Below are 6608 nucleotides of genomic sequence, written 5' to 3'. Positions count from 1 at the left end.
GGCAGGTTGCCTACGTGTTACTCACCCGTCCGCCGCTAACCTCAGGAATGCAAGCACTCCATCGGTTCGCTCGACTTGCATGTATTAGGCACGCCGCCAGCGTTCGTCCTGAGCCAGGATCAAACTCTCCAAAAAAGTTGAAGATTGATACGCAAGCTCGTAAGCTAGCTCATAAAGTAAAGAATGTTTTTCGGGCCCCATAAAAGTGCCTGAAATCAACTTTGAAGCTGACCTTCACTTTCATGGGATATTTACCTCGCACACAAACGAGTGTCACTGTTCAGTTTTCAAGGAACTTCTTTTTCATTTTCACCGCGTTTCAGCGGCGACTTCTTTATCTTATTACATTCTAAAATAAATAGCAAGCACTTTTTTATAAAAAATTTAAACTCACTTACCATTTATTGTTGAATGCTTTGTTTTTAAACAGCAGTATTGGATAATGTACCACGTTTTTGGTTTAAATAAAAATCTTTATCCCAGAAGAGAAGAAAACCTAATGCTTCTCTCAGCTTTTCAAACTTCGCTAAAAAAACAAAACCGACCGTATTAGTCAATCGTCTTGCACTTATTTAAAAAGGAAAAGCAGCGCTTATGCACGCTGCCCTCCTGTAAAACTTTTCGGCTTTTCTTCATAATCAAACTTACTATGAAGGTTCGACAACCTCACTCGTTATTTCCTGCACTTCCGCCGTCTCTTCTGTTACTTCTACTTTGGCCACAGTCGCTACTTCTTCCTGCTCGTCAAGACGAATTAATTTAACTCCTTGCGTATTGCGACCCATGGAAGAAATGTCTTTTACACTAAGCCGAATGATAATACCGGTAGATGTCACCAGCATTAAGTCATTCTTCTCATTCACAACTTTTAACCCCACGACTACCCCGTTACGTTCTGTCAAATGCAATGTCTTAATTCCTTTACCTCCGCGGGATTGAAAACGGTAAGAAGACAGTGGGGTACGCTTGCCGTAACCGCGCGAAGTAACGATAAGCACATCAGCGTTTTCTTCAGCAATGTCCATGTCAATTACGCAATCTTCTTCACTTAAATGAATACCTTTTACGCCGGTCGCAGAACGCCCCATCATTCGTACGTCCTTTTCCGAGAACAGAATGGACATCCCCTTTTTGGTTCCCATAATGATGTTCTGATCTCCGTCAGTTAACCGAACACCCACAAGTTCGTCATCTTCCCGCAAATTAATAGCAAACAAACCGATACGACGAATATTACTAAAAGAAGCCAAATCTGACCGCTTCACGATCCCTTGCTTCGTGGCAAAGAACAAGTAATGGTTATCAGTAAACTCCTTAATCGGGATAATGGTTTGGATGTGCTCACCCTGTTCAATCTGCAGCAAATTAATAATTGGAATGCCCTTTGCGGTACGGCTCAATTCGGGAATCTCGTATGCTTTTAAACGATATACCTTTCCTTTGTTTGTAAAAAACAAAAGATAGTTATGCGAATTCGTTGTAATCAAGTGTTGCGCAAAATCATCTTCACGCGTACTCATCCCCTGCACACCGCGACCACCGCGTTTCTGCGCCCGATACGTATCCACAGGTAACCGTTTAATATAACCGCGGTGCGTAAGAGAGATAACAACTTCTTCTTGCGGAATTAAATCCTCATCCTCAATATTGTTCATATCTACCGTAATTTCGGTCCGACGATCATCCCCGTATTTTTCCTTAATTTCGGTTAATTCCTCACTAATAATTTCTAAAATTTTACTTTCATCACCAAGGATCGCACGTAACTCGGCAATTAATGCAGACAATTCATTGTATTCTTCTGTCAGACGTTCAATCGAAAGACCAGTCAACGCTTGCAAACGCATATCCAGAATTGCGTTCGCCTGCTCCAGCGTAAAACCGAGTGGAACTTCCCGTCCCTTCATCGAGAAGGTCTCGGCCATCAAATAACCACGCGCTTCTTCACGGTCAGAAGCAGAGCGGATCGGCCCCTCACGATCCACTAAATCGTCCACAATGTCGATTGCTTTCAGCAAACCCTCAACAATGTGGAGTCTTGCCTCCGCTTTCCGTAAATCATATTCGGTACGACGGCGAATGACTTCTTTCTGATGTTCCAGATAATAATAAAGCATCTGCTTCAAATTCAAAATGCGTGGCTCATTATTTACGAGCGCTAACATATTAATTCCAAAACTCGTCTGCATGGCTGTGTGCTTATACAAATTATTTAATACAACCTGCGGGTTTACGTCACGTCTGAGTTCAATGACGATCCGCATGCCATTTCGATCCGACTCATCACGCAAATCAGTGATACCGTCCAGTTTCTTTTCACGAACCAGTTCTGCGATTTTTTCAATCAAACGTGCCTTATTTACCTGATACGGTATTTCCGTCACAATAATCTTTGGCTTATTTCCCTGATCTTCAATTTCCGCTTTTGCCCGGATAATAATGGAACCTCGTCCCGTTTCATACGCGCGACGGATTCCGCCTCGTCCCATAATATATGCTCCTGTTGGAAAATCAGGGCCGATGATATGCTCCATCAAGTCGCGGCTTGTACAATCGGGATTCTCAATAAGCAACAAAATTCCGTCAATCACTTCCCGCAAATTATGCGGAGGAATATTTGTTGCCATCCCTACCGCAATCCCAGATGTCCCATTTACAAGAAGATGTGGAAAACGGGCCGGCATTACAAGCGGCTCCTGTTCATTGCCATCGTAATTAGGGCCAAAATCAATCGTATCCTTGTTAATATCTCTCATAAGCTCCGTGGCGATTTTCGACATCCGCGCTTCCGTATAACGCATGGCAGCTGCGGAATCCCCATCAATGGAGCCAAAGTTCCCATGTCCGTCAACCAACGGATAACGGTAGGAAAAATCCTGCGCCATCCGCACCATTGTTTCATATACAGCCGAATCTCCGTGCGGATGGTATTTACCAATAACGTCCCCAACAATACGTGCCGACTTTTTGTATGGTTTATCAGGGGTAACTCCCATCTCGTTCATCGCATATAAAATCCGGCGGTGAACAGGCTTCAGACCATCGCGAACATCCGGAAGAGCGCGACTCACAATAACGCTCATCGCATATTCAAGGAATGATTCGCGCATCTCCTGGTTTATATTAATATCAATAACGTTAGATTGTTGTTCGGCCATTAAACTACCTCCGTCGTTCAACGTTTATTTGGCCCACTCACAGCAGGTCGCAATCATTTTGCCCATAAGTTTTATTATATCATTTATCTCCGTTTACGCACAAAAATAAGCCCTCTTAATTAAAGAAGAAGGCTTATTTTTTGTTAAATATCGAGGTTGCGAACTTTTCTTGCGTTTTCCTGGATAAAATCACGCCGCGGTTCGACTTTATCCCCCATCAACATCTCAAAAATTTCATCCGCCTGCATCGCGTCTTCCAACGTAACGCGTAATAGCGTACGGCTTTCAGGGTCCATGGTAGTTTCCCATAGCTGTTCTGGATTCATCTCACCAAGACCCTTATACCGTTGAATATTTGGTTCCGGACGTGGTGACGCTTCCGCTCTAATCTTCGCGAGCTGAGCATCATTATAAGCATAGCGAATGACTTTTCCCTGCTGGAATTTGTATAAAGGCGGCTGTGCAATATAAACGTAACCATTCTCTATCAACGGTCGCATATAGCGGAAGAAGAATGTGAGGAGAAGGGTACGAATATGCGCCCCGTCTACGTCAGCATCCGTCATAATAATAATCCGATGATAACGGGCTTTAGAAAGATCGAAATCTTCCCCGATTCCCGTTCCTAAGGCGGTAATAATCGCTCGTATTTCCATGTTGGAAAGAATCTTATCCAAGCGCGCTTTCTCCACGTTCAAAATCTTACCTTTCAGCGGTAAAATCGCTTGGAATTGACGGTCGCGCCCCTGCTTTGCTGAACCTCCGGCTGAATCTCCCTCGACAATGTACAACTCGCTGATGGAAGCGTCCCGACTAGAACAATCGGCCAGTTTTCCCGGTAATGAGCTAAATTCCAGCGCGTTCTTCCGCCGGGTAAGTTCCCTCGCTTTCCGGGCCGCTTCCCGAGCACGTGCCGCCATCATCGACTTTTCCACAATTTTCTTTGCTTCTTGCGGATGCTCCTCAAGGAAAGTGAAAAAATGCTCAGCAAACAACGATTCCGTTATACCACGCGCTTCACTATTTCCAAGCTTTGTTTTCGTCTGGCCTTCAAACTGCGGGTTTGGAATTTTTACACTAATAATCGCCGTCAATCCTTCACGCACATCATCGCCTGTCAGATTTCCGTCTTTGTCTTTCAGCAAGTTATGCTTGCGTGCGTAATCATTAATCACCCGCGTTAGTGCGCTCTTAAAGCCGGACTCGTGCGTTCCGCCTTCATGCGTGTGAATGTTGTTAGCATAAGAATAAATATTGCTGGCAAACGAATCGTTATATTGAAGAGCAATCTCAACCATGAGACCGTCTTTTTCGCCGTCGATATAAATCGGAGGCTCATGGAGTTTTTCCCGGTTTTTATTCAGATATTCTACAAAAGAGCTAATGCCACCGTCATAATGGAAAGTCTCTGTCTTGTTCTCCCGCTCATCATGCAAGGTAATACGTATGCCGCGGTTTAAAAACGCCAGCTCGCGCAAACGCTTCTGCAAAATTTCGTAGTCAAACACGGTTGTTTCTGTAAAAATCTCCGGATCAGGCAAGAAAGTTACCTCCGTTCCCGTGTCTTCCGCTTCCCCGACCACCTTCAGTTCATCAAGCGGTTCTCCGTACGAATAACTTTGCTTATAACGCTTGCCATTCCGTTTCACTTCTACAGTCAGTGATTTAGACAGCGCGTTTACGACAGACACGCCCACCCCGTGCAAACCGCCGGATACTTTATATCCTTCACCGCCGAATTTACCGCCGGCATGCAATACGGTTAAAACGGTCTCAACTGTGGATCTGCCGGTTTTTTCGTGAATTTCCGTCGGAATGCCTCGTCCGTTGTCTGTAACCGTTATACTGTTATCCGGATGAACATATACGTGGATATCATCACAATACCCGGCAAGCGCTTCGTCAATGCTGTTGTCTACAACTTCCCAAACGAGATGATGCAATCCCCGAGTACTCGTCGATCCAATATACATGCCGGGACGTTTCCGAACCGCTTCCAGACCTTCAAGAACCTGAATCTGACTTGCTCCATAATTGTTCTGCGCATTATCTGTCATATAAGTCTCACCTGCTTTCTAAAAAATGAGCGCGACGCTTCAACGTTAGAGATGAAATCGGAGAACAATAAATTTTATCTTTCGTCACAACATACGATTTCGCTTGTTCATCCCCAAGCGCGACAACGCGGCCAGACTCCTCTGCCTTCTGCAAAAATTGCCGGGTAATCTTAGAGGATTGCTTCATGTGGTAATCAAGAATCGCGATTACATCTTTGGCACGTACTACCATATCGCCACCCAAATGAATAAACATACGGTTCCTCCTTCATTATTCCCGCGTAATAGTTCCTTGTTTTACCCGGTAAAGCGCAGCCTGCTGCAATGTCTGATGATATAAGCCCTCTACGCCTGTCGTAGTCACAAACGTTTGCACGCGGTCTTTAATATTTTGCAAAAGGTGGGTCTGTCGATTAGCATCCAACTCGGACAGCACGTCATCAAGAAGAAGAAGCGGGTACTCTCCCACCTCCTGACGAATTAATTCAATCTCTGCCAGCTTTAATGAAAGCGCGGTTGTACGTTGCTGTCCTTGTGAACCATATCGATGAACGCTCGTTCCGTTAATAAAAAAATGGATATCATCACGGTGCGGTCCAGCCAGACTGGTGCCCCGGACGATTTCCCGCTCCTGAATAGAGGTAAGGTATTTGTAGACAACTTCTTCTGCTTCGTTTTCCGACATATCTTTTGTAACCGGGAACGTACTTTCATACGAAAGCGTCAATTTTTCTTTTCCCTGAGTGATTTGGGCATGGATTTCCCGCCCCCACTTTTCCAGTTTATCCATGAAAACGAAACGTTTTTGCAGCACTTTCACAGCGAGATTTGCCATCTGGATATTGTAAACGTCAAGCATATCGCGAAACGCCTTGCCCGTCTGTAGTTCTTTCATCGCTTGATTGCGCTGTTGCACAAGTTTTTGGTACTGCAGCATATTATACAAGTAAGACTTGGATACCTGCCCGATTTCCATATCGAGAAAACGGCGACGGACATTCGGGCTTCCTTTTACGATGCTTAAATCTTCGGGCGCGAACATCACGACGTTCATAGCGCCGATATAATCGCTCAAACGGCGCTGTTCTAATTGATTGACTTTGGCTTTTTTCCCTTTTGCGGTAAGCTGAATATCCAGCGTTACCGGGCTACCCCGACGATCTAACCGGCAAGACAGGCGGGAAAACGAAGCGTCCCACCCGATTAATTCTTTGTCTTTGTTTGTGCGGTGTGATTTCGCCATCGCCAGAACGTAAATTGATTCCAGCATGTTTGTCTTTCCCTGCGCGTTTGAACCGACAAATAAAACAATAGGAGCGTCAAAATGTACGTGGACATGCTCAAAATTCCTGTAATGTGTCAATTCCAATTCTCTCAATATCAAACCGTCTTC

General features: G+C 44.8%; 4 protein-coding genes and 1 rRNA gene. All 5 read right to left on the bottom strand.

Annotation, left to right across the window (positions count from 1 at the left end):
- A 16S ribosomal RNA gene (locus BLR88_RS14265) occupies nucleotides 1-135 on the bottom strand; the annotation flags it as partial.
- Between the two features lie 512 nt (nucleotides 136-647).
- Nucleotides 648-3158, bottom strand: a complete 2511-nt coding sequence (gene gyrA / locus BLR88_RS14260; protein WP_091260972.1) for a DNA gyrase subunit A — start codon at nucleotides 3156-3158, stop codon at nucleotides 648-650.
- Nucleotides 3159-3301: 143 nt separating this feature from the next.
- Complete coding sequence (gyrB, locus tag BLR88_RS14255; RefSeq protein WP_057897217.1) at nucleotides 3302-5215, bottom strand: DNA topoisomerase (ATP-hydrolyzing) subunit B; 1914 nt, start codon at nucleotides 5213-5215, stop codon at nucleotides 3302-3304.
- A 7-nt stretch (nucleotides 5216-5222) separates the two neighbouring features.
- Nucleotides 5223-5471, bottom strand: coding sequence for an extracellular matrix regulator RemB (remB, locus tag BLR88_RS14250; protein ID WP_057897218.1), 249 nt, complete (start codon nucleotides 5469-5471; stop codon nucleotides 5223-5225).
- 15 nt (nucleotides 5472-5486) lie between these two features.
- Entirely contained in the window at nucleotides 5487-6599 is a 1113-nt protein-coding gene (gene recF / locus BLR88_RS14245; RefSeq protein WP_091260970.1) for a DNA replication/repair protein RecF, read from the bottom strand.
- Nucleotides 6600-6608: the final 9 nt, after the last annotated feature.

The sequence above is a fragment of the Aneurinibacillus thermoaerophilus genome (assembly GCF_900099925.1).
GTDB lineage: Bacteria > Bacillota > Bacilli > Aneurinibacillales > Aneurinibacillaceae > Aneurinibacillus > Aneurinibacillus thermoaerophilus.
Note: the sequence above shows the minus strand (reverse complement) of the source record. Positions and strands in the feature narration are given on the sequence as shown.

Bases quoted from the DNA above. Each gene is read 5' to 3' on its own strand.
- gyrA (WP_091260972.1), bottom strand. From the start codon at position 3,158: ATGGCCGAACAACAATCTAACGTTATTGATATTAATATAAACCAGGAG.
- gyrB (WP_057897217.1), bottom strand. From the start codon at position 5,215: ATGACAGATAATGCGCAGAACAATTATGGAGCAAGTCAGATTCAGGTT.
- remB (WP_057897218.1), bottom strand. From the start codon at position 5,471: ATGTTTATTCATTTGGGTGGCGATATGGTAGTACGTGCCAAAGATGTA.